The sequence below is a fragment of the Arthrobacter sp. B3I4 genome (genome assembly GCF_030816855.1).
Lineage (GTDB): Bacteria > Actinomycetota > Actinomycetes > Actinomycetales > Micrococcaceae > Arthrobacter.
Window position 1 is genome coordinate 3,347,461 of record NZ_JAUSYK010000001.1, and the last position, 19,301, is coordinate 3,366,761.

At 69.1% G+C, this 19,301-nt stretch carries 13 protein-coding genes, 1 tRNA gene and 1 pseudogene; 4 read left to right on the forward strand and 11 right to left on the reverse strand.

The genetic code is table 11. The features are described 5' to 3' along the window. Positions 1 to 145 precede the first annotated feature (145 nt). The 5 genes from pth to QFZ61_RS15785 all read right to left on the reverse strand — a co-directional run bounded on the left by pth (position 146) and on the right by QFZ61_RS15785 (position 4,550). Complete coding sequence (gene pth / locus QFZ61_RS15765; RefSeq protein ID WP_307037611.1) at positions 146 to 733, reverse strand: aminoacyl-tRNA hydrolase; 588 nt, start codon at positions 731 to 733, stop codon at positions 146 to 148. Positions 734 to 853: 120 nt separating this feature from the next. Continuing rightward, positions 854 to 1,498 carry a 50S ribosomal protein L25/general stress protein Ctc gene (locus QFZ61_RS15770; protein ID WP_307037614.1) on the reverse strand — a complete coding sequence of 215 codons (645 nt, stop codon included), beginning with the start codon at positions 1,496 to 1,498 and terminating at the stop codon, positions 854 to 856. Between the two features lie 255 nt (positions 1,499 to 1,753). Next, positions 1,754 to 2,734 (reverse strand): ribose-phosphate diphosphokinase, encoded by a 981-nt coding sequence (locus tag QFZ61_RS15775; protein ID WP_307037615.1) that lies wholly within the window; start codon positions 2,732 to 2,734, stop codon positions 1,754 to 1,756. A 5-nt stretch (positions 2,735 to 2,739) separates the two neighbouring features. Next, a complete protein-coding gene (glmU, locus tag QFZ61_RS15780) occupies positions 2,740 to 4,230 on the reverse strand; it encodes a bifunctional UDP-N-acetylglucosamine diphosphorylase/glucosamine-1-phosphate N-acetyltransferase GlmU (protein ID WP_307037617.1) in 1,491 nt (496 codons plus the stop codon). A gap of 248 nt (positions 4,231 to 4,478) precedes the next feature. Then, positions 4,479 to 4,550, reverse strand: a tRNA-Gln gene (locus tag QFZ61_RS15785). A 197-nt stretch (positions 4,551 to 4,747) separates the two neighbouring features. Here QFZ61_RS15785 and QFZ61_RS15790 point away from each other — a divergent pair. After that, complete coding sequence (locus tag QFZ61_RS15790; protein WP_307038253.1) at positions 4,748 to 5,347, forward strand: TetR/AcrR family transcriptional regulator; 600 nt, start codon at positions 4,748 to 4,750, stop codon at positions 5,345 to 5,347. 607 nt (positions 5,348 to 5,954) lie between these two features. Here QFZ61_RS15790 and QFZ61_RS15795 read toward each other — a convergent pair. The 5 genes from QFZ61_RS15795 to QFZ61_RS15815 all read right to left on the reverse strand — a co-directional run bounded on the left by QFZ61_RS15795 (position 5,955) and on the right by QFZ61_RS15815 (position 12,437). Beyond that, positions 5,955 to 7,790, reverse strand: coding sequence for an ABC-F family ATP-binding cassette domain-containing protein (locus tag QFZ61_RS15795; protein WP_307037619.1), 1,836 nt, complete (start codon positions 7,788 to 7,790; stop codon positions 5,955 to 5,957). A gap of 106 nt (positions 7,791 to 7,896) precedes the next feature. Beyond that, positions 7,897 to 8,859, reverse strand: coding sequence for a 4-(cytidine 5'-diphospho)-2-C-methyl-D-erythritol kinase (locus QFZ61_RS15800; RefSeq protein ID WP_307037621.1), 963 nt, complete (start codon positions 8,857 to 8,859; stop codon positions 7,897 to 7,899). Positions 8,860 to 8,976: 117 nt separating this feature from the next. Then, positions 8,977 to 9,903 (reverse strand): 16S rRNA (adenine(1518)-N(6)/adenine(1519)-N(6))-dimethyltransferase RsmA, encoded by a 927-nt coding sequence (rsmA, locus tag QFZ61_RS15805; RefSeq protein ID WP_373427171.1) that lies wholly within the window; start codon positions 9,901 to 9,903, stop codon positions 8,977 to 8,979. Between the two features lie 126 nt (positions 9,904 to 10,029). Beyond that, positions 10,030 to 11,238 carry a resuscitation-promoting factor gene (locus QFZ61_RS15810; protein WP_307037623.1) on the reverse strand — a complete coding sequence of 403 codons (1,209 nt, stop codon included), beginning with the start codon at positions 11,236 to 11,238 and terminating at the stop codon, positions 10,030 to 10,032. Positions 11,239 to 11,519: 281 nt separating this feature from the next. Further along, on the reverse strand, positions 11,520 to 12,437 hold the full coding sequence (locus QFZ61_RS15815) for a TatD family hydrolase (RefSeq protein ID WP_307037625.1): 918 nt from the start codon (positions 12,435 to 12,437) through the stop codon (positions 11,520 to 11,522). A 162-nt stretch (positions 12,438 to 12,599) separates the two neighbouring features. Here QFZ61_RS15815 and QFZ61_RS15820 point away from each other — a divergent pair. The 3 genes and pseudogenes from QFZ61_RS15820 (at position 12,600) to QFZ61_RS15830 (ending at position 17,740) form a co-directional block, all read left to right on the forward strand. Next, positions 12,600 to 13,725, forward strand: a pseudogene (locus QFZ61_RS15820) (AAA family ATPase). A 14-nt stretch (positions 13,726 to 13,739) separates the two neighbouring features. Further along, positions 13,740 to 15,128 (forward strand): DUF58 domain-containing protein, encoded by a 1,389-nt coding sequence (locus QFZ61_RS15825; RefSeq protein ID WP_307037627.1) that lies wholly within the window; start codon positions 13,740 to 13,742, stop codon positions 15,126 to 15,128. Beyond that, positions 15,125 to 17,740: a DUF3488 and transglutaminase-like domain-containing protein gene (locus QFZ61_RS15830; protein ID WP_307037628.1), complete on the forward strand. Its 2,616-nt coding sequence runs from the start codon at positions 15,125 to 15,127 to the stop codon at positions 17,738 to 17,740. Before QFZ61_RS15825 ends, QFZ61_RS15830 begins: the two co-directional genes overlap by 4 nt. Here the strand turns inward: QFZ61_RS15830 and QFZ61_RS15835 are convergent. Further along, entirely contained in the window at positions 17,737 to 19,251 is a 1,515-nt protein-coding gene (locus QFZ61_RS15835) for an NAD-dependent succinate-semialdehyde dehydrogenase (RefSeq protein WP_307037629.1), read from the reverse strand. The two genes, QFZ61_RS15830 and QFZ61_RS15835, sit on opposite strands and share 4 nt — an antisense overlap. Positions 19,252 to 19,301 lie beyond the last annotated feature (50 nt).

The following is a 19,301-nucleotide window of genomic DNA, read 5'->3' on the forward strand; positions in this document are numbered from 1 at the left end:
TCCTTTGCACCGCTTTGCGGACGGCCTACCACACCGTGTGCCTAGCAGTAGCGTAGCCCTATCCCCCGACAAGCAAGTAGAGCGATCATAACGGCACGGCGGAGCGGCGGAAAAGGAGATTAAGACCCTAGTTCGGGGCGGGCGGTTACTGCGCCTTGGCAGGGTGGAACTTTTGCTGCGCCTGCTGGAGGCCTTCCCGCACCAGGCACTCGACCGCGTCGGCTGCCGTATCCAGCAGGAACGGCAGTTCCTTTCGTTCCGCGGCAGCGAAGTCGCGCAGGACGAAATCAGCGGTGTCCATCCGGCCCGGCGGCCTGCCGACACCTACCCGAACCCGCAGGTAGTCCTTGGTGGCCAGCGCCTTGGAGATGTCGCGGAGGCCGTTGTGCCCGCCCTCGCCGCCGCCGAGTTTGAGTTTGACAGTATTAAAAGGAATATCGATCTCGTCGTGGACGGCGATGACGGAGCCGGGCGCGATGTCGTAGAACCGGGACAACGAGGACACCGGGCCGCCGGAGACGTTCATGTAGCTCGAGGGCTTGGCCAGCACCACCCGCGGACCGCCGATGCCCAGCCTGCCTTCGAGGACCTGCGCCCGTGACTTGTGCGCTTTGAAACCGCCGCCTACCCGCGCGGCCAGTTCGTCGAGCACCATCTGGCCGACGTTGTGCCGGTTGTGGGCATACTCGGCCCCGGGGTTGCCAAGGCCTACGATGAGCCAGGTGTCAGTCATGGGTGCATCCTTCCGGGAACGTCCGGCGGGGTCGGAGTCAGGGTCAGGCCAGGGCGGCGGAGCGGAGACGACGGCGGCCGGGCCCCGTCGGGACCCGGCCGCCTGCCACTCTGCGGGAAGTTACTCGGCAGCGGCTTCGGAGGACTCCTCGGCGGCTGCTCCTTCTTCGGTTGCTGCTTCTTCGGCGGCCGGGGCGGCCTCTTCGCCGGTCTCTTCTTCGAGGGCGATTTCGACGGCCTCGGAGACGTTGACGACCAGCGCCTCAGCGTCGGTCAGCAGGACGGTGCCCTTGGGCAGCACGAGGTCGGAGGCGTGGACGTGCTCGCCGGCTGTGCGGCCTTCGACGCTGACCTCGACGGCGGTCGGGACGTGGGTGGCCTCGGCTTCGAGCGAGACGGTGGTCATCTCCAGGTTGGAGACGTTGCCCGGTGCGACCTCGCCGGTGGCGTGGACGGGGACGTCGACGGTGACCTTTTCGCCCTGGCGGACGGTCAGCAGGTCGAGGTGCTCGATGATCTGCTTGATCGGGTTGCGCTGGATGTCCTTGACCAGGGCGAGGTGGTTTTCGCCGTTGATGTCCAGGGACAGCAGGGCGTTGGGGGTGCGGACAGCCAGGGTGGTGGCCTTGGCTGGCAGGGTGACGTGGATCGGCTCGGCGCCGTGGCCGTAGATGACGGCCGGGATCAGGTTGGCCATGCGGGCGCGCCGGGCGAAGCCCTTGCCGAATTCGGTGCGTACTTCTGCTGCGAGCTTCTGCTCAGACATGGGTGTCTCCTCTGGAAAGAACGGTTGTTCAGCAAGGGCGGAGGTCTGTCAGCGACCTTCAACGCCGGGCCGGTGGCCCACCTCAGAAGGAGATTCAGACCCAGTCGATAACGGAGACCAGCTGGCGGTTACCGCGCACACGGTGTGTGCGGACGGCACCGGCGCTCTCCCTCGCCAAGGTATCGCAATGAGTTTAGCAAGGCCGGGCCCCGTTTTCCTAAACGGGGCCCGGTCTTGCCGGGCAGGGCACCTGGACTACGCGTTGCCGTCGAAGAGGCTGGTGACCGAACCGTCGTCGAACACTTCGCGGATCGCGCGGGCGATCAGCGGCGCGATGGACAGCACGGTGAGCTGCGGGAAATGCTTGTTCGCGGCGATCGGGAGCGTGTTGGTGACGACGACCTCGCGGGCTCCGGACTCCGAGAGCCGCTGGGAGGCGGGGTCGGAGAACACGGCGTGGGTCGCGGCGATGATGACATCCTTGGCGCCGGCGTTCTTGAGCACCTGGACGGCGCCGGAAATGGTTCCGCCGGTGTCGATCATGTCGTCGATGAGCACGCAGGTGCGGCCTTCGATCTGGCCCACAACGGTCTTGGAGACCGCTTGGTTGGGTACCGTGAGGTCCCGGCTCTTGTGGACGAACGCCAGGGGGGCGCCGCCAAGGCGTTCGGCCCACTGCTCGGCGACGCGGACGCGGCCGGTGTCCGGCGAGACGACGGTGATGTTGTCCGATCCGACGCGGGTGCGGATGTAGTCGGCCAGCAGCGGGATCGCCATCAGGTGGTCGACTGGACCGTCGAAGAAACCCTGGATCTGCGAGGTGTGCAGGTCAACGCTCATGATGCGGTCGGCGCCGGCGGTCTTGTACAGGTCCGCGACGAGGCGGGCCGAGATCGGCTCGCGGCCTCGGCCCTTCTTGTCCTGGCGGGCGTACGGGTAGAACGGCGACACCACGGTGATGCGCTTGGCGGAGGCACGCTTGAGCGAATCGATCATGATCAGCTGCTCCATGAGCCAGTTGTTCAGCGGGGCCGGATGCGCCTGGATGACGAAGGCGTCCGTGCCGCGGACGCTTTCACCGGCCCGGACGTAGATCTCGCCGTTGGCGAAGTCGTAGGCGTCCAGCGGCAGCAGCTCGGTGCCGAGCTCCTTGGCGATCTCGCGCGCCAGCTCCGGGTGTGCGCGCCCGGCGGCCAGCACCAACTTCTTCTCGCCGTGTGCCGTAATTTCGCTCATGATTGCTAGCCCTCTTCTGTCGGTGCCGGAGTAGTGGAGGAAGTTGTAGTGGCGCCGGCGGCGTCGGCCAGCTCGGCGGAGATGGAGCCGGGCCGGTTGGCCGTGACCCATCCTTCGGCGTTGCGCTGCTTGGCCACGGTCAGGGCCAGGGCGCCTGCCGGGACATCGTTGCGAATCACGGCACCGGCGCCGCTGTACGCGCCGTCGCCGACCCGGACGGGAGCGACGAACACGGTGTTGGACCCGGTTCGCACGCCGGAGCCGATCACGGTGCGGTGCTTCTTCTCGCCGTCGTAGTTGGCGGTGATGTTGCCGCAGCCGATGTTGGTGTCTTCACCGATTTCGGCGTCGCCGGCGTAGCCGAGGTGGGAGAGCTTCGAGCCGCGGCCGATCGTGACGTTCTTGGTTTCGTAGAACGCACCGATTTTGCCGGTCTCGCCCAGGACGGTGCCGGGACGCAGGTAGGTGAAGGGGCCGACGCTGGCGCGGGCACCGATGCTGGAGCCGGAACCGTGGGTGCGGATCACCTTGGCCCCCTCCCCCACGGACACATCGGTGAGGGTCGTGTCGGGGCCGACGACGGCGTCGCGCGCCACCGAGGTAGCGCCGTGCAGCTGCGTGTTGGGCAACAGCCGGACATCTTCTTCGAGCGTCACGGTGGCGTCGATCCAGGTGGTTGCGGGGTCGACGACGGTGACACCGGCGCGCATCCACGCCTCGACGGTGCGGCGGTTGTGCTCGGCGCCGAGGGCCGAGAGCTGGACGCGGTCATTGGCGCCCTCGACCTGCCAGCGGTCCTGTGTCACGACGGCGGCGACGCGGCCGCCGGCGGCACGGGCCAGGGCGAGGACGTCGGTGAGGTACTTCTCGCCCTGCGCGTTGTCCGTGGTGACGTGGGCCAGGGCGTCGCGGAGCACGGCGGCGTCGAAGGCGTAGATGCCGGAGTTGATCTCCCGGATCTGCCGTTCGGCGTCGGTCGCGTCCTTGTGCTCGCGGATGCCGGTGACGGTTCCGTCCTCGGCGCGGAGAATGCGGCCGTAGCCGGTGGCGTCGTCGAGGACGGCCGTCAGGACGGTGACGGCGTTGCCGTCCGCTTCGTGCGCGGCGACAAGGTCGGCGAGCAGGGCGCCGGTAAGCAGCGGCACGTCGCCGTAGGTGACGACGACGGTGCCGCTGAGCTGGCGGTCAGGGTGGGACGCATCCAGCGCCTCAAGCGCGGCTTCGACGGCGCGGCCGGTGCCGGGGACATCGTCCTGGTCAACGATCAGTGCCTGCGGATCAAGCGCCGCGATGTGCGCGGCGACCTGGTCGCGTTCGTGCCGGACCACGAGGGCCAGTTCTCGTGGCTGAAGCGCGCGTGCGGCGTTCAGGGCGTGCCCGACGAGGGACCGGCCGCCGATTTCGTGGAGAATCTTGGGGGTACGGGACTTCATCCGGGTACCGGCACCTGCAGCAAGGACAATAACGGCGGCGGGGCCGGTGTTCTCGGGGCTCACGTACGGGCTCTCCTTGCTCAGCGGCCTGACTCGGGGCCGCTGCTCGGTCGATAGGTGGACCCGCGGACGACAGCCAGGAGGTCTGCTACCTCGTTGCCGGCTCCGCACGGCCGGGCCCGACCACATGAAGGGCCGGACCACATGCAGGTCGCGGGATCCTTTTCATCCTACTGGACTCCCGCGGGCCCCCCACCCGCCGCAGCCGGTTCCGCCGCCGGCTGCCCCGGGGATCCGGCAACCCGTTCCAGTTCCGCCCATAGGACTCGAACCTATACTCCACGGCTCCAAAGGCCGGGGTGCTGCCATTACACCAGAGCGGACCATGCCGGGGCGTCGAGCCTCTGGCACAAGAATCAATTCTGCCATGAAGGATGTTGCTCGTGCGACTCAATGCCCGGCGAGCCGGGTGGAGCTAGGGCATGATGGTGCTGTGAGCAAGAGCGCAGGCGGGTCCGGAGGGGCGGAGCCCCGTACCGGCAGGCCGGTACGGTCCCCCGGCTACATCCCCAGGGCCCGCATGACCGGACCCCAGCGCCGCTCCCAGCTCATCGACGTCGGCCGGGGACTCTTCGCCCTTCGGGGACTGGACGGCACAACCATCGAAGAGGTCGCCACCGCGGCGGGTGTGTCCAAGCCGGTGATTTATGAGCACTTCGGCTCCAAGGAAGGTCTCTACACCCAGGTCGTGGAGTCCGAGTTCTGGATCCTCCTTGGCTCCATCAGTGACGCGCTCTCCGCCGAGGCCAAACCCCGCGTCCTGGTTGAGCGGGCTGCCCTGGCACTGCTGGGCTATATCGAGGACCGGACCGACGGCTTCCGCATCCTGATGCGCGATGCTCCCCCGTCGCAGCCCGAAGGCGCATTCTCCACCCTGCTTTCGCAGGTGACCGCCAAGGTCGAACACATCCTGGCCGACGAGTTCGACCGCCGCGGGCTAAGTTCCGCGGACGGCGCCATGTATGCGCAGATGCTGGTGGGCATGGTGGCGATGACCGGGCAGTGGTGGCAGGACAGCCGCACCCCGGACAAGCGCGAAGTCGCCGCCCACCTCGTGAACCTCGCCTGGAACGGCCTCACCGGCCTGCGCAAGGACCCGGAACTCATGAGCGACGGCTAGTCCGTCGCTGTCTGTGGTCCCCTTCGCTGTCCCGGTTGCCCTTCGCGGTCGCTAGTGGTCATCACCGCGGAGCAGTGGCCCTTCGCCGTCGCTTAGACACGATGCAACAGGCCCCTGCGGTCGCTGGGCGACCTCCGGGACCAGTTGCACCGCGATGCGCGACTACGCGAAGGACCCCCGCCCCGCTTTTTGCCGACAGAACGAATCGAAGGTTCCCCGTGCCGCTTAGCGGGCGCTAGCAGGACTGGCGAAGGTTCGCCGCTCCGCTTTGCGGGCGCTAGCAGGACTGGCGAAGGTGAGCCGCGTCGCTTTGGGGCGCCGACGGTACGTCGCGTTTTCAGGTGCCACGCGCCGGGGTGAGGCGCGTCGACGGAGGCGGGCCTTCCGAAAGGAGCGCATCGCGGCGCTTCGGGGTCCGGAGGTCGCCCAGCGACCGGAGGGCCCCGATGCGCTGTAGCGTGTCCCGAGGGCCCCGACGCGAGCTTGCGAGTGTTGGGAAGGGACTAAGCGCTAAGCGACGCGGAAGGGCCGGCTCCGGCACCCAAGCCAGCCGCCGCGGAAGGGCCGGCTCCGGCACCCAACCCAGCGGACGCGGAACCTAGCGGGGTTACTCGCCGAGGACTTCGAGGGCTTCGAGCCATTCGAGTTCGAGGGCTTCGCGCTCGGCGGCGAGTTCTTGGAGCTTCTTGTTGAGCCCGGCGAGCTCGTCGAACTTGGAGGCGTCGCCGGCGCCGGCCGTCATTTGGGCGTGGACCTTGTCTTCCTGCTGCTGCAGCTTGCCCAGCTGGCGGTCAATCCGGTTTTTGGCTTTGCGGGCGTCGCGCTTCTCGGCCTCGGACGGGCCGCCCGCCGCGGCCGCTGCTCCCCCGGCGCCGCCCGAACCGGTGACCGGGTTGCCGCCGCCGGTGATGGTGGAGCCGGCCAGCGCCGCTTCGCGCAGTTCCAGGTACTGGTCCACGCCGCGGGGCAGGGCCCGGATCTTGCCGTCGCCCAGCAGCGCCATCTGGTGGTCCGTGACACGTTCCAGCAGGTAGCGGTCGTGGCTCACGACGACGAGGGTGCCGGGCCAGCCGTCCAGCACGTCTTCGACGGCGGCGAGGGTGTCGGTATCGAGGTCGTTCGTGGGTTCGTCGAGCATCAGGACGTTGGGCTCCCCCACGAGCAGGCGCAGGAGCTGCAGCCGCCGGCGCTCACCGCCGGAGAGGTCCTTGACCGGCGTCCACTGCTTCTCGTTGGTGAAGCCCAGCTGCTCCACGAGCTGGCCGGCGGTGAATTCCTTGCCGCCGACGTTGAAGGAGCGCTTCTCGCGTTCGATCACTTCGATGACCCGCAGGTCGGAGACGTCGTCGAGTTCCTTGACTTCCTGGGTCAGGACCGCGGTGACGACGGTCTTGCCGCGCTTGAACTTCCCGGATGAGGGTTCGATTTCGCCGTTAAGCAGTTTCAGCAGGGTCGTTTTCCCGGCGCCGTTCACGCCGACAAGGCCCAGCCGCTCCCCGGGGGCGAGCCTCAGTGTGATGTTGTCGAAGAGCTTCTGGCCCGGTTCGCCGCCGCGGAAGTCCAGCGACACGTTTTCCAGGTCCAGCACGTCTTTGCCGAGCCGGGCAGTGGCCATTTTGCTCAGCGCGGTCGAGTCGCGCGGCTCCGGAACGTCGGCGATCAAGGCGTTCGCGGCTTCAATGCGGAACTTCGGCTTGGCCGTCCGCGCGGGGGCGCCACGGCGCAGCCAGGCCAGTTCTTTCTTGACCAGCTGCTGGCGCTTGCTTTCCATCACAGACGCCGAGCGGTCACGTTCGGCGCGGGCCAGCACGTAGGCCGCGTAGCCGCCGTCGAATGGGTCCATGATGCCGTCGTGGATTTCCCAGGTCTTAGTGCAAACCTCGTCGAGGAACCAGCGGTCGTGGGTGACGACGAGGAACGCGCCCTGGTTGGGCCGCCAGCGGGTCTTCAGGTGCCGGGACAGCCATGCGACGCCTTCGACGTCGAGGTGGTTGGTCGGCTCGTCGAGCATGATGACGTCGTGGTCCTCGATCAGCAGCTTGGCCAGCGCCACCCGCCGCTTCTGCCCGCCCGAGAGGGCATGGACGTTGGCGTGCCAGTCGACGTCGGACACTAGGCCGCCCATGATTTCGCGGATCTGCGGGTTGCGGGCCCATTCGTAGTCGGCCTGGTCACCGACGATCGCCGCGCCGACCGTGAGGTCGCCGTCGAGCACGTCGCTCTGGTCCAGGTAGCCGATGTTGACTTCGCCGCGTTTGGTCACCCGGCCGGAATCCGGGGTGGCGCGCATGGCCAGCAGGCGCATCAGGGTCGACTTGCCGTCGCCGTTGCGGCCAACCATGCCGATCCGATCGCCCTCTTCGATTCCGAGAGTGATGCCGTCAAGGACGGTACGGGTTGCATACGAAACCGTGAGGTTCTCGCCGCCGAGCAGGTGTGCCACTGAGAACTGCTTTCCTAGAAATAAATGTCAGTGAAGATGTCGAACAGGCCGGCCCGGACTGGAGGGACCAAGCCGCTACGCCGTAGGGACAACCACGGCTTTCCTATTAGAGGAGCGTATCGGAGATGATGCGCGCACCGTGCACCGGCCCGTGGACCGCCATGGCGTCGAGGCCGTGGTGCCGCAGGTCTCCGGCGAGCCCCTCCGCCGCGGCCGGGCTGTGGGTCAGCAGCGCCACGGTGGGTCCGGAGCCGGAGACGATCCCGGCGATTGCGCCGCACGCCTCGCCGCGTCCCAGGACGTCGCGCAGCCCGGGCGCCAGCTCGATCGAGGCCCGCTGCAGGTCGTTGACGAGGACCCTGCTGAGTGCGTCGGCATCGCCGCTCAGGAGCGCCGCGAGGACCCGCGGATCCACCGCGGTGGGCTCCTCAACGTCGGTCCCGGCTGCTGCGCGCAGCCGGTCCAGGGTGCGGAAGACCTCCGGGGTGGACAGGCCGAAGTCGGCGGTCACCAGGACCCAGTCGGTCTGCGCTTTGACCAACGCCGGGGAGAGCTCGTCGCCCACCCCCAGCCCGACGGCGGTGCCGCCGAGCAGCGAGAACGGCACGTCCGCACCGAGCTCCGCGGCGAGCTGGGCGAGCTCGTCACGTGAAAGACCGCTGTTCCAGAGGGCGTCGCAGGCCAGCAGGGTGGCAGCGGCGTCGGCCGAACCGCCGCCCATGCCGCCGGCCACGGGGACCCTCTTGGTGATCTCCAGGTGCACTCCGGTGGAATGCTCCGAGACATCGGTCATGATCGCTGCCGCCTTGTAGGCGAGGTTGCGCTCGTCGAGCGGGATGTCGACGCCGTCAAGGCCCAGCGGGCTGGCCGGGCTGATGCTGACCGTGATCTCCCCGGTGTCCGTGCTGGTGGCCGCCACCTCTTCGTACAGCGACACGGCCAGATAGACGCTGGCCACCGAGTGGTACCCGTCCGCGCGCAGCGGCCCCACGTTCAGTGAGACGTTTACTTTGCCGGGCGCCTTGGCCCGGACAGTCCTTGCGGGAAAGCGCCCTCTCACTGCGTTCATGGCTCCACGCTATGACATGGCACGCCGGGGCTCCAAGAAAGTTCCCGGCAGGCACCCCGCGCAGCGGCCCTCAGAAAGGCAGCCGGAAAGGCTCCAGGAAGGGACCCGAAGGAGCGCTCAGGAGGCCGGGCGGGCGTGCGCCTCGGCGATCCGGGCAAAGGCGGCAATGTCGAGAACTTCGCCGCGGGCGGTCGGGTCGACGCCGGCGGCCCGGAGGCAGCGTTCGGCCTCGGCTGCACTGCCGGCCCACCCTGCCAGCGCGGCCCGGAGGGTCTTGCGCCGTTGGGCGAACGCGGCGTCGATGACGGCGAACACCTCTTCCCGGCTGGCCGTGGTGGCCGGCGGCTCCCGCCGGGTGAAGGCGACGAGCCCGGAATGGATCTTGGGCGCGGGCCAGAAGACGTTCATCCCGATGACGCCGGCCTTGCGCATGCCGCTGTACCAGGCCGCCTTGACCGAAGGGACACCGTAGGTCTTCGACCCCGGAGGCGCCGCGAGCCGGTCGGCAACCTCGTCCTGGACCATCACCAGCCCGTGCCGCAGGGTCGGGAAGTGCTGCAGCAGGTGCAGCACCACCGGAACGGCCACGTTATAGGGAAGGTTCGCCACCAGGGCAGTCGGCTGCACCGGCAGTTCGGTCACCTTCATGGCGTCGGCGAGGACGAGGTGGAAGTCCGGCGCGGCATCGGGGCGCCAGCGTTCGACGGTCGCCGGAAGCTTGGCGGCGAGGACCGGGTCGATTTCGACGGCGACGACCGTCTTGGCGGCGTCCAGCAGGCCGAGCGTCAGCGAGCCGAGCCCGGGCCCGACCTCCAGGACGGTTTCGTCGGCGGCGATGTCCGCCACGGCGACGATCCGGCGGATGGTGTTGCCGTCGATGACGAAGTTCTGGCCCAGGGTCTTGGTGGGGCGGACTCCGATTTCCTCCGCCAGCCTGCGGATGTCGGTGGCGCCCAGGAGCGGCGCCGGCGCGCTTCTGCGCAGGTCGCTTTCGGGCTGCAGCCCGGACGGCTCGACGGCGGCGGAGGGGGTCGGTTCAGTCACCTAGGTATCCTATCCCGCGGCTGTTACGCCGAAGGCCGGTCCGGGATACTGAGCAGTTCAGTACCGGGACCGGCCTTCGGGGGCGTCACAGGGCAGTGGTCTGCTGCCGCGGGAGCCGTGCGGGTTTTAGCGGGAAGCGGCCCAGCCGCAGCCCCACGGCTGCAGGCCGCGCTGTGCGTAGACCCGGTTGGCGATGTCGATCTGCTGGGCCTTGGAAGCGCCGGCAGCGTTGGGCGCGTAGGCCCCGCCGCCGGAGCCGATCCAGGTGCGGATGTCGAACTGCAGTCCGCCGTAGTAGCCGTTGCCGGAGTTGATCGACCAGTTGCCGCCGGACTCGCACTGGGCGATCTTGTCCCACATGGCCTCGTTCATCATGGCCGGGGCTGCGGCGCCGGTGTTGGCCTTGGCTGCTGCCGGAGCGGCCGCCGGAGCGGCCGCCGCCTCTGGCTTGGGCTTTTCCTTGGTGCCGATGGAGACCTTCTCGGTCACGGGCTGCAGGGTGATGTTCTGCGACACGAGGGTGCGGGAGGCTTCACGGCCGTCCACGAGGACCAGCTTGAAGCTCTTGCTGATGCTGCCGGCGACCCCGGCCTGGACGACCTTCTTCTCACCCTTGGGCAGGGCCGCGTCGTCTTCGGTCAGGGTTTCGAACGGAACGGCCTCGGTGGTTTCCGCGGTCTTGGTGGTGTCCACGCGCGACACCTTGACCACCATGTCATTGACGACCGGCGCGTTGGCCGGCTGGGAGAGGCGGTCGCTCGCGGCGAGCGTGATGCCGGCGTCGGCGAGCAGGTTCCCGACGGTGGCCGCCGTCGTGCTGGTCTTGGTGGCCTTGCCGTCGGCGACGAGGGTCACGGCCTTCGGGGTGGAAATGCTGACAAAAGATCCGGCGACGGCGAGCTGCGCGTCCTTGGGGGCCGAAACTTCGGAGGCGCTGGCGACGCCGAGTTCGGTCACCAGGCTGGCGACGGTGGGGGCCGTGGTGTTGATGGTCCGTTCTGCACCGTCCACGCTGACCTTTACGGCCTTGGCGAGGTTGATGTTGATGACGGAGCCGTCCTGGACGTGGGCGTCTGCTGCGGGCGAAACCTTGTCAGCGGACTGAAGTTCAACTTTGGCGGCCCGGACCACCTGGCCGACGGTCCCACCGAAAGTCTGGACGGAGCTCACTTTCCCGTCAACGTTGAGCGTGACCGTCTTGTTGTTGCCAACGAAGGCCACAAGCCCGAGCACGAGTGCTCCAAGCACCACGATCTGCGCGCCGACCTTGACGAAGCTGAACTTGCCGTCCGATGTGAAGAACTTGACCACGATTGTCCATATCTTTTGGACCATCCGGGCACGGGGAAAAGCGCACACGCTTCCCTGCCGCAAACACCCCTGGGGCTGCTCCGGAACGGGTCCGGCTGCTTGCGGAAAACGTGAGCACCGCCATATCTCCAAACGAGAGCGCGCACATGGAATGGCTACCGCGCTGCGCGCCCGAAAGGAGTGAAATTATCCGCAGGCCTTCCCCGACCCCGGCTAATAGTTGATCACTGTAACCGGAGCGTTATAAAGCAACCAAGAAAATGTGCATACTCAGTATGTTACGGAAGTTGCACATGGCACTGGAGTCAGTCCCAACTTCCGTACGCCTGCACGGTGTTTTCGGCCAGTCTGGCGCACAGTTCAGCAAGGTCCCGGCCTGTCAATTCGGCCATCGCCCGCACCGTGTACGGGACCATGTAACTGGCGTTCGGCCGGCCCCGGTGGGGGTGCGGCGTAAGGAAGGGGGCGTCGGTCTCGACCAGCAGCCGTCCGGGTTCGGCCAGGGCGAGCGCCGCGCGGAGATTCGCGGCGTTTTTGAAGGTCACGGTCCCGGCGAAGGACATGTACCAGCCCTCGGCGTTGCAGGTCCGCGCCAGCTCCTCGCCGCCGGAGAAGCAGTGGAAGACGACCCGCTCCGGGGCGCCCTCCTCGCGCAGTACCTGGACGACGTCGTCGTGCGCATCGCGGTCGTGGATCTGCAGCGTCAGGCCCAGCCGCTTGGCGATGTCAATGTGGCGGCGGAAGGAGTAGCGCTGCTGGACCAGCCCCTCCCCCTCGGTCCGGAAAAAATCCAGCCCGGTCTCGCCGATGGCCCGGATCCGTGGGTGCGCCGCGAGCGCCTCGATCTCCGCCAGCGCCCCCTCCAGCTCGCCGCGGGCCGCGTACGCCGGGGCGTCGTTGGGATGCAGCGCGACGGCGCCCAGCAGGCGGGCGTCCGCCTCCACCGCCTGCACGGTGAAGCGGGACGACTCGAGGTCGCAGCCCACCTGCACGGCGCCCTGAACCCCGACGGCCGCGGCGGCGTCGAGGGCGTCCTTGACACTGACGGTCCGCCCGTCCGCAAAGCCGGTGTCGGGAAAATCCAGATGGGTGTGGTTGTCCATCACCGGGACGGGCAGCGGCTCCGGCGCCGGCGGGTAGGCCTTCCGGCCGCCGGCCGCGCCGCCGCCGGCCTCGTCGCCGCCGGCCGCGCGGAAAGGGGCAGGAGTTCGCGGATCGCACATCCTTCCACCCTAGCGGCGGCACCGGCGCAGAATTCGCCGGAACTCTCTGTCAGCTTGGTCAGTTGTGTTAGTACGCTGATACCAAGACAGGCGTGCACCAGATGCGGGTCCCGGCAGCAGCTGCCGCTCCGCCCGGGCCGCACCAGGGCTGAAAGGCTGCCGATGGACTACCACCGACGCACCTCCGTAGACGAAGCGCTGCCCGAGCCGCAGGGCTATCCGGATGCTCCGGCACCGGCTGAAGCAGGTCTGCGGGTTCCGTCTCGGCCGGGCCTGCCCGCACCGATGGAGGCTGCCGCGTTTCACGCCGCCAGCGAACGCATCCTCGGGGCGATCAACACCGTGATCGACGGCAAGGCTGACGCCGCCAAGCTGGCCCTGACAGTGCTCCTGGCCCAGGGCCATCTGCTGCTGGAGGACGTCCCCGGAGTGGGCAAGACCCTGCTGGCCAAGACGCTGGCCCGCACCATCGACTGTACTGTCAGCCGGATCCAGTTCACACCGGACCTGCTGCCCTCCGATGTCACCGGAGTGTCCATCTACAACCAGGCGTCCCGGATGTTCGAGTTCCGGCCCGGGGCGGTTTTCGCCAACATCGTCATCGGCGATGAGATCAACCGCGCCTCCGCCAAGACGCAGTCCGCGCTGCTGGAGTGCATGGAGGAGCACCAGGTCACCGTGGACGGGACCTCCTACAAATTGGACGAGCCCTTCATGGTGGTGGCAACGCAGAACCCGATCGAGATGGAGGGGACCTACCCGCTGCCGGAAGCACAGCGCGACCGCTTCATGGCCCGGATCTCCATGGGCTACCCGGATCGGATCTCCGAGATGGAGATGCTTGAGACGCACCAGGCCAGCTCGCCGCTGACCCGGGTTGCCGCGGTGGTCACGGCGGAGGAAGTGGCCTCCATGATCGCCACCGTCCAGCAGGTGTACGTGTCGCAGTCGATCAAGGAATACACGGTGTCGCTGGGCCGTGCGACGCGAGAAAGCGCCATGCTGCGGCTCGGCGCGAGCCCGCGCTCCATGCTGCAGCTGCTCCGCGCGGCGAAGGCCACCGCCGCTTTGGAGGGCCGGGACTTCGTGCTGCCCGACCGACGTCGTGAGCGTCGCCGAGGCGGTCCTGGCCCACCGGATCATCCTGGACCGCAAGGCGGCCAGCACCGGCGAGACGCCGCAAAGCGTCATCCGCTCGATCCTGGCGAAGGTGCCGGTCGGCCAGGAGGGCGCCGCGCCCGGCCGCCGCGACAACCCCGCCGCGCAACACTCCACGTTTCGGCGCTGAGGGCCGGCGCGGCAGTGGGGCTACTGGACCGGGTTCCGAAGCAGATCTTCAGCTCACGCGGCTGGGGTCTGCTGGCAGCGGGTGCAGTGTCCCTGCTGGCGGCGCAGGTCATGGGCCGGCGCGACCTGCTGGTCCTGGCCCTGCTCCTGCTGTTCCTGCCTTTGCTGGCCCTCGCCGGGACGCGGGTGCTGAAACCACGGTTCCGGGTTTACCGCGAGTTCAACCCGTCACCGGTCGAAACCTCCGCCACGACGACGGTCCGGCTGGCGGTGGCCCGCACCGGCCCGGGATCCGGCCAGGCGCTGATGGAGGAGCAGCTCCCGTCCCGCTTTGGGCAGTCCCCGGTCTTCCGCTTCCCGGCACGGGCCGTTACCGCCGGCTCCAGCCGCTACGAGTACCAGCTGCGGAGCGCCAAACGCGGCCAGTTCCTGATCGGTCCCGTCACCGCTGAGTTCTCCGACCCTTTCGGGCTCTCCGTCCACCGGCACGCAATCGACGCCGGGGACGTCCTTACAGTAACCCCGGCCGCCGTCGAACTTCCGGCCACCGGGCTGGCCGGCGCACGCGGCCACGACGGCGTGACCGCGACGCGGATCCGCGCGAACCCCAGCGACGACGACGTCATGACCCGGGAATACCGGCACGGCGATCCGATGCGCCGGGTGCACTGGGCGGCGACGGCGCGGCACGGCTCACTTATGGTGCGGCAGGAGGAATCCGTCACGACTCCCGAGGCCACGGTGATTCTGGATCACCGTTTCCTGGCGTACTCCCACGCCGGCGGCTACGTCTCCAGCGGCGGCACCGCCGCGGACGGGCAAGACCTGGTGACCAGCGACGAATTCGAGTGGGCAGTCACCGCCGGAATGTCCATCAGCGCCCACCTCGCCGAGCGAAGCTACGCCCTCCGCTGCCTGGACCCGGCGGGCGAACCGGCCTTCCTGCATTCACCCTCGGCACCCCACCCGGAAGCCGACGAATACGTCGGCGCCGGAGGCCTGCAGTCCATAGCGGAAAGCCTGGCCGCCATCCAGCTCACCGGGCCACACCACCCATCCGCCGACACCGGCCCGCAGTCCTTTGACGACCGGTTAATGGACAAGCTCTCAGCCCACCGGCTGCGCGGGCCGCTCCTTGCCATCCTCGGCCGGCTCACGGCCGCGGAGGCGCAGGCCCTTGCCCCGGCGGCGGCCTTCGGCGCGAACGCCTTCGCGCTGGTCGTCACCGACCGCGCGGCTGACACCGGCCCGGTGCTGGACATCCTGCGCCGTGGCGGCTGGCGGGCGGTGGCCGCTTCCCCGGCGACACCGCTGCCGGCGGCTTGGTCGGCGTTTGATTCCGGCGGAACCCCGGCGCTCGGGGCAGCGGCCGACGCGCGGCGCGGGGCGGGGGCACGGCGATGACACTTACCCCGCAACGCAGCGCGGCGTCCGGGACCGCGTCCGACGGCGGAGAGCGCGCAGTTCCGGACGAAACAGGCCGGCGGAAACCGGCCGGCGTCGAGCCGTGGGCGATGGGGCTCGCCGTCGCGCTCGCAGTCGCCGGGGCCGCACTGGGGCTGAACGGCGTGCTGCGCGGCTGGGCCTGGTATCCGGCCGTGCTCACCACCGTCCTGACCGTCGCCCTGGCGATGGCCGCGTTGCGGGCCCTGCGGCTGCCCGGCGTTCTGGTCGCCGCCGGCGGCTTCGTGGCGTTGGCCCTGGTGCTGACCTCCACCTTCTTCCGGCAACACAGCATCGCCGGCTTCATCCCGTCCGACGACACGGTCGCGCAACTGCCGCGGTACCTGCAGCGCGCCCGCGAAACCGTCCTGGGCGAGAGCACCCCGGTGGCGCCGAATGCCGGCATCGTACTGTTGATCTGCGGCGTGCTCGGCCTGCTGGTGATCTTGATCGACACTCTTTGCCTTCCACTGGCGCTGCCGGCGACGAGCGGGCTGGGGATCCTGGCGATCCTGGTAGTCCCGGCCATGGTCAAGCCGCAAAGCGTCGGCTGGCTGGGCTTCACCGGGGCCGCCGTCGGCTACCTCTCAATCCTGGCCTGCAGCCATTGGTTCCACCCCGGGTCCGGTCTGCGGGCGGACACAGCGCGCAGCCCGGGGCAGCTCAAACGCGCCGGACTGACCGGGGCCATGGCGCTGGCCCTGACGCTGCTGCTCCAGCTCGCCATTCCCGGCTTTGACCAGGGCACCTTCCCGCAGGGCTCCCGGCTGAACCCCTGGGGCACGACAACCGGGCTGAACCCGATGATCAGCCTCGGCAACAGCCTGCGCAGCCCCAGCGGAAACGGCCGGATCACCTACGCCACCAACGCCCCGGCGGCGCCCTATTTGCGGTCAGTGACCGTGGACAGCTTCGACGGCGACTCATGGTCACCGGACGACCGTGACGCCGGCCGCCGGCTGGGGACCGGAAAGATGGACCCGGGGCCCGACGCTGCTGTCGAGGAGCAGGTCCGGGTGCTCACAGCAGTCAACACCGGCCAGTTCACCAGCCCCTACCTCCCGGTCCCGTACGCGCCCGAATCGGTCAGCGGACTGGCGGGCCGGTGGAGCTGGGATCCGGCCACGCTGAGCATCAAGGGCGTCGACGCGAACTCCCGGAACCAGCAGTACCTGGTGGCCTCTATCGCGCCGAAGCTGACTCCGGCGGTGCTGGCCGCCCGGCCTTCCGGTCCGGTGCGCGGCGTGTCCGAAACGTTCACCCGGGTCCCGGCCAATGTCCCGCAGATCGTCCGCCAGACAGCGGACACCGTCACCGCCGGAACCAGCACCGCGTACGCCAAAGCCATGGCGATCCAGAAATACCTGCGCTCCACGGAATTCAGCTACTCGCTCCAGTCCCCGGTCCAGGGCGGCTATGACGGCAACGGCCTTTCGGTGCTGGCGGACTTCCTAGCCCAGAAGAGCGGCTACTGCATCCACTTTGCCTCCGCAATGGCGGTGATGGCACGCCTGGAAGGGATCCCCAGCCGGATCGCCGTCGGCTACGCGCCCGGCCGTCCCACCGGAGCCACCGTGTCGGTCGCGGGCCAGGGGGCGCTTCCGGAGTACGAGGTCGATGCCCGCGATGCGCATGCCTGGCCCGAACTTTACTTCCAGGGCGTCGGCTGGGTGGCGTTCGAACCGACGCCCTCCCGCGGCGTCGTTCCTGCCTACGCCGCGGAGCCGGCCGCGCCCAGCGGGGCGAGCACCAACGAGAGCAACGACGGCCTGATCCCGTCCGACACCGGTGCGGCTACCACGGCGCCCGCACCGGTCCCGCTGCCGCTGCCTGCAGCCCAGGGCGGAGCCGGCACCGGCAACCTGCTGGTTCCGCTGCTCCTAGCCGCCGGCGGTCTGCTGCTGCTCGTACTGCTGGTGGCGAGCCCGGCGCTGGCACGCCGCCGGCTCCGCAGGCAACGGCTTAGGGCGGCCGCCGGACCCGGCGGGGCCGTGCCGGCCTGGGCAGAACTGCAGGATCTGGCCACCGACTACGGGGTCCCGCCACGCAACAGCGAATCCCCGCGGCACTTCGCCGCACGGCTGCGCAGGTCCCCGGTGTTCGGCGATGCGGGCGGAGCCGACGCACCGGCGCATGCCGCCGTCGCCGCCCTGACCGCCGACTTCGAGCGCGAGCGGTACGGCCGCCCGGGGTCCGGCTACCCCGCCGGGGTCTCCCCCGCCGGAACATCTGCCGACGGAGCCAGCGGGTCCGCCGCCGCTGCCGCCGGAACAGCGGCCGGCGCCGATGGAGCCGACGGAGTCACGGCCAGCGGAGCCGGACCCGACGGGGTCATGCCGGACACGGTCGCGCTGGACAGGATTGCCTCGGTCAGGGGAACGCTGCAGGCCCACGCGGGGTGGTGGGCGCGGCTCCGCGCCGGCTGGCTGCCGCCCTCCCTCTTGGCACGATGGCGCCGCGGGGCTTCGGCACCGTTGGGTGCACTCGCCGTCCCGGCGGGCCGTGCACGCAACAGCGCCGCGGCAACCTGGTCCAGGTTCCGCGGCGCCGTCCGCAGGCTTCGCCGCGGCTAGCCCACCGGCTGCTGGTCGGCGTAGGGGTCGGCGATGCCGATGTACTGCGTGTAGAGGTATTCCTCAATGCCCTCGAGGCCGCCTTCGCGGCCCAGCCCCGATTGCTTGACGCCGCCGAACGGGGCGGCCGCGTTGGACACCACGCCGGCGTTCAGGCCCAGCATGCCGGTTTCGAGGCGTTCGCCCATCCGCAGGCCCCGGTTCAGGTCCTTGGTGAAGACGTAGGCCACCAGGCCGTACTCGGTGTTGTTCGCGAGCCGGACCGCCTCGTCCTCGGTGCCGAACGTGATGATCGGGGCGACGGGGCCGAAGATTTCCTCGGACAGGATCCGCGCGCCCTCGCCGACTCCCTTGAGGATGGTCGGCTGGTAGAAGTAACCCGGGCCCTCGACGGCGGCGCCGCCGAGCACGGTGACCGCACCGGCGGACACGGCGTCGGTAACCAGTTCGTGGACCTTGTCCCGGCTCTTGCCGTCGATCAGCGGCCCGACCTTGGACTCCGCCTCGGTCCCGCGGGCCGTAGTCATGTCCTTCATCTTCGCAGCGAACTTCTCCGCGAATTCGTCGGCCACGGACTCGTGCACGATGAACCGGTTGGCCGCGGTGCAGGCCTCGCCCATGTTGCGCAGCTTCGCGAGCATCGCCCCGGTGACGGCGGCATCGACGTCGGCGTCCTCGAAGACCACGAAGGGAGCATTGCCACCGAGTTCCATCGAGGTCCGCAGCACGTTCTCGGAGGCGTCGGCGAGCAGCCGGCGGCCCACCTCGGTAGAGCCGGTGAAGGAGAGCTTGCGGAGCCGTGAGTCCTTGATCAGCGGGCCGGTGGTGGCACCGGCGGTGGACGTCGGGATGACGTTCAGCACGCCGGCGGGCAGGCCGGCTTCGAGCATGACGGCGGCGAACAGCTGCGAGGTCAACGGCGTCAGGTTGGCGGACTTGAGCACCATGGTGCAGCCGGCCGCGACGGCGGGGGCGATTTTACGGGTGGCCATGGCCAGCGGGAAGTTCCACGGCGTGATCAGCAGGCAGGGTCCTACCGGCTTCTTGGCTACCAGGAGCCGGGACTTGCCGTCCGGCGAGACCGAGTAGCGGCCGAACGCGCGGACCGCTTCCTCGGAGAACCAGCGCAGGAACTCGGCGCCGTAGGTGACCTCGCCGTGGGCTTCGGCCAGCGGCTTGCCCATCTCCAAGGTCATCAGCAGCGCGAAGTCCTCCGCCCGTTCCGTGACCATGTCGAAGGCGCGGCGCAGGATCTCCCCGCGTTCCCGCGGCGGGACCTTGGCCCAGGACTCCTGCGCGGCGGCGGCGGCGTCCAGGGCGGCGGCGCCGTCCTCGGGTCCGGCGTCGGCGATGCTGAGCAGCACCTTGCCGGTGGCGGGATCTTCGACGTCGAAGGTCTTTCCGGAAGCGGCCGGACGCCACTGTCCGTCGATCAGCAGGCCGGTCGGCACCGAGGCCAGCAGTGCGGCCTCACGCTCCGCGGTAACGGTGGGCTGGGCAGTTACAGTCACAATGACTCCCTCGTCGGCAGTGGTTGGGAAAACGTTCTCGATCGGCCTGC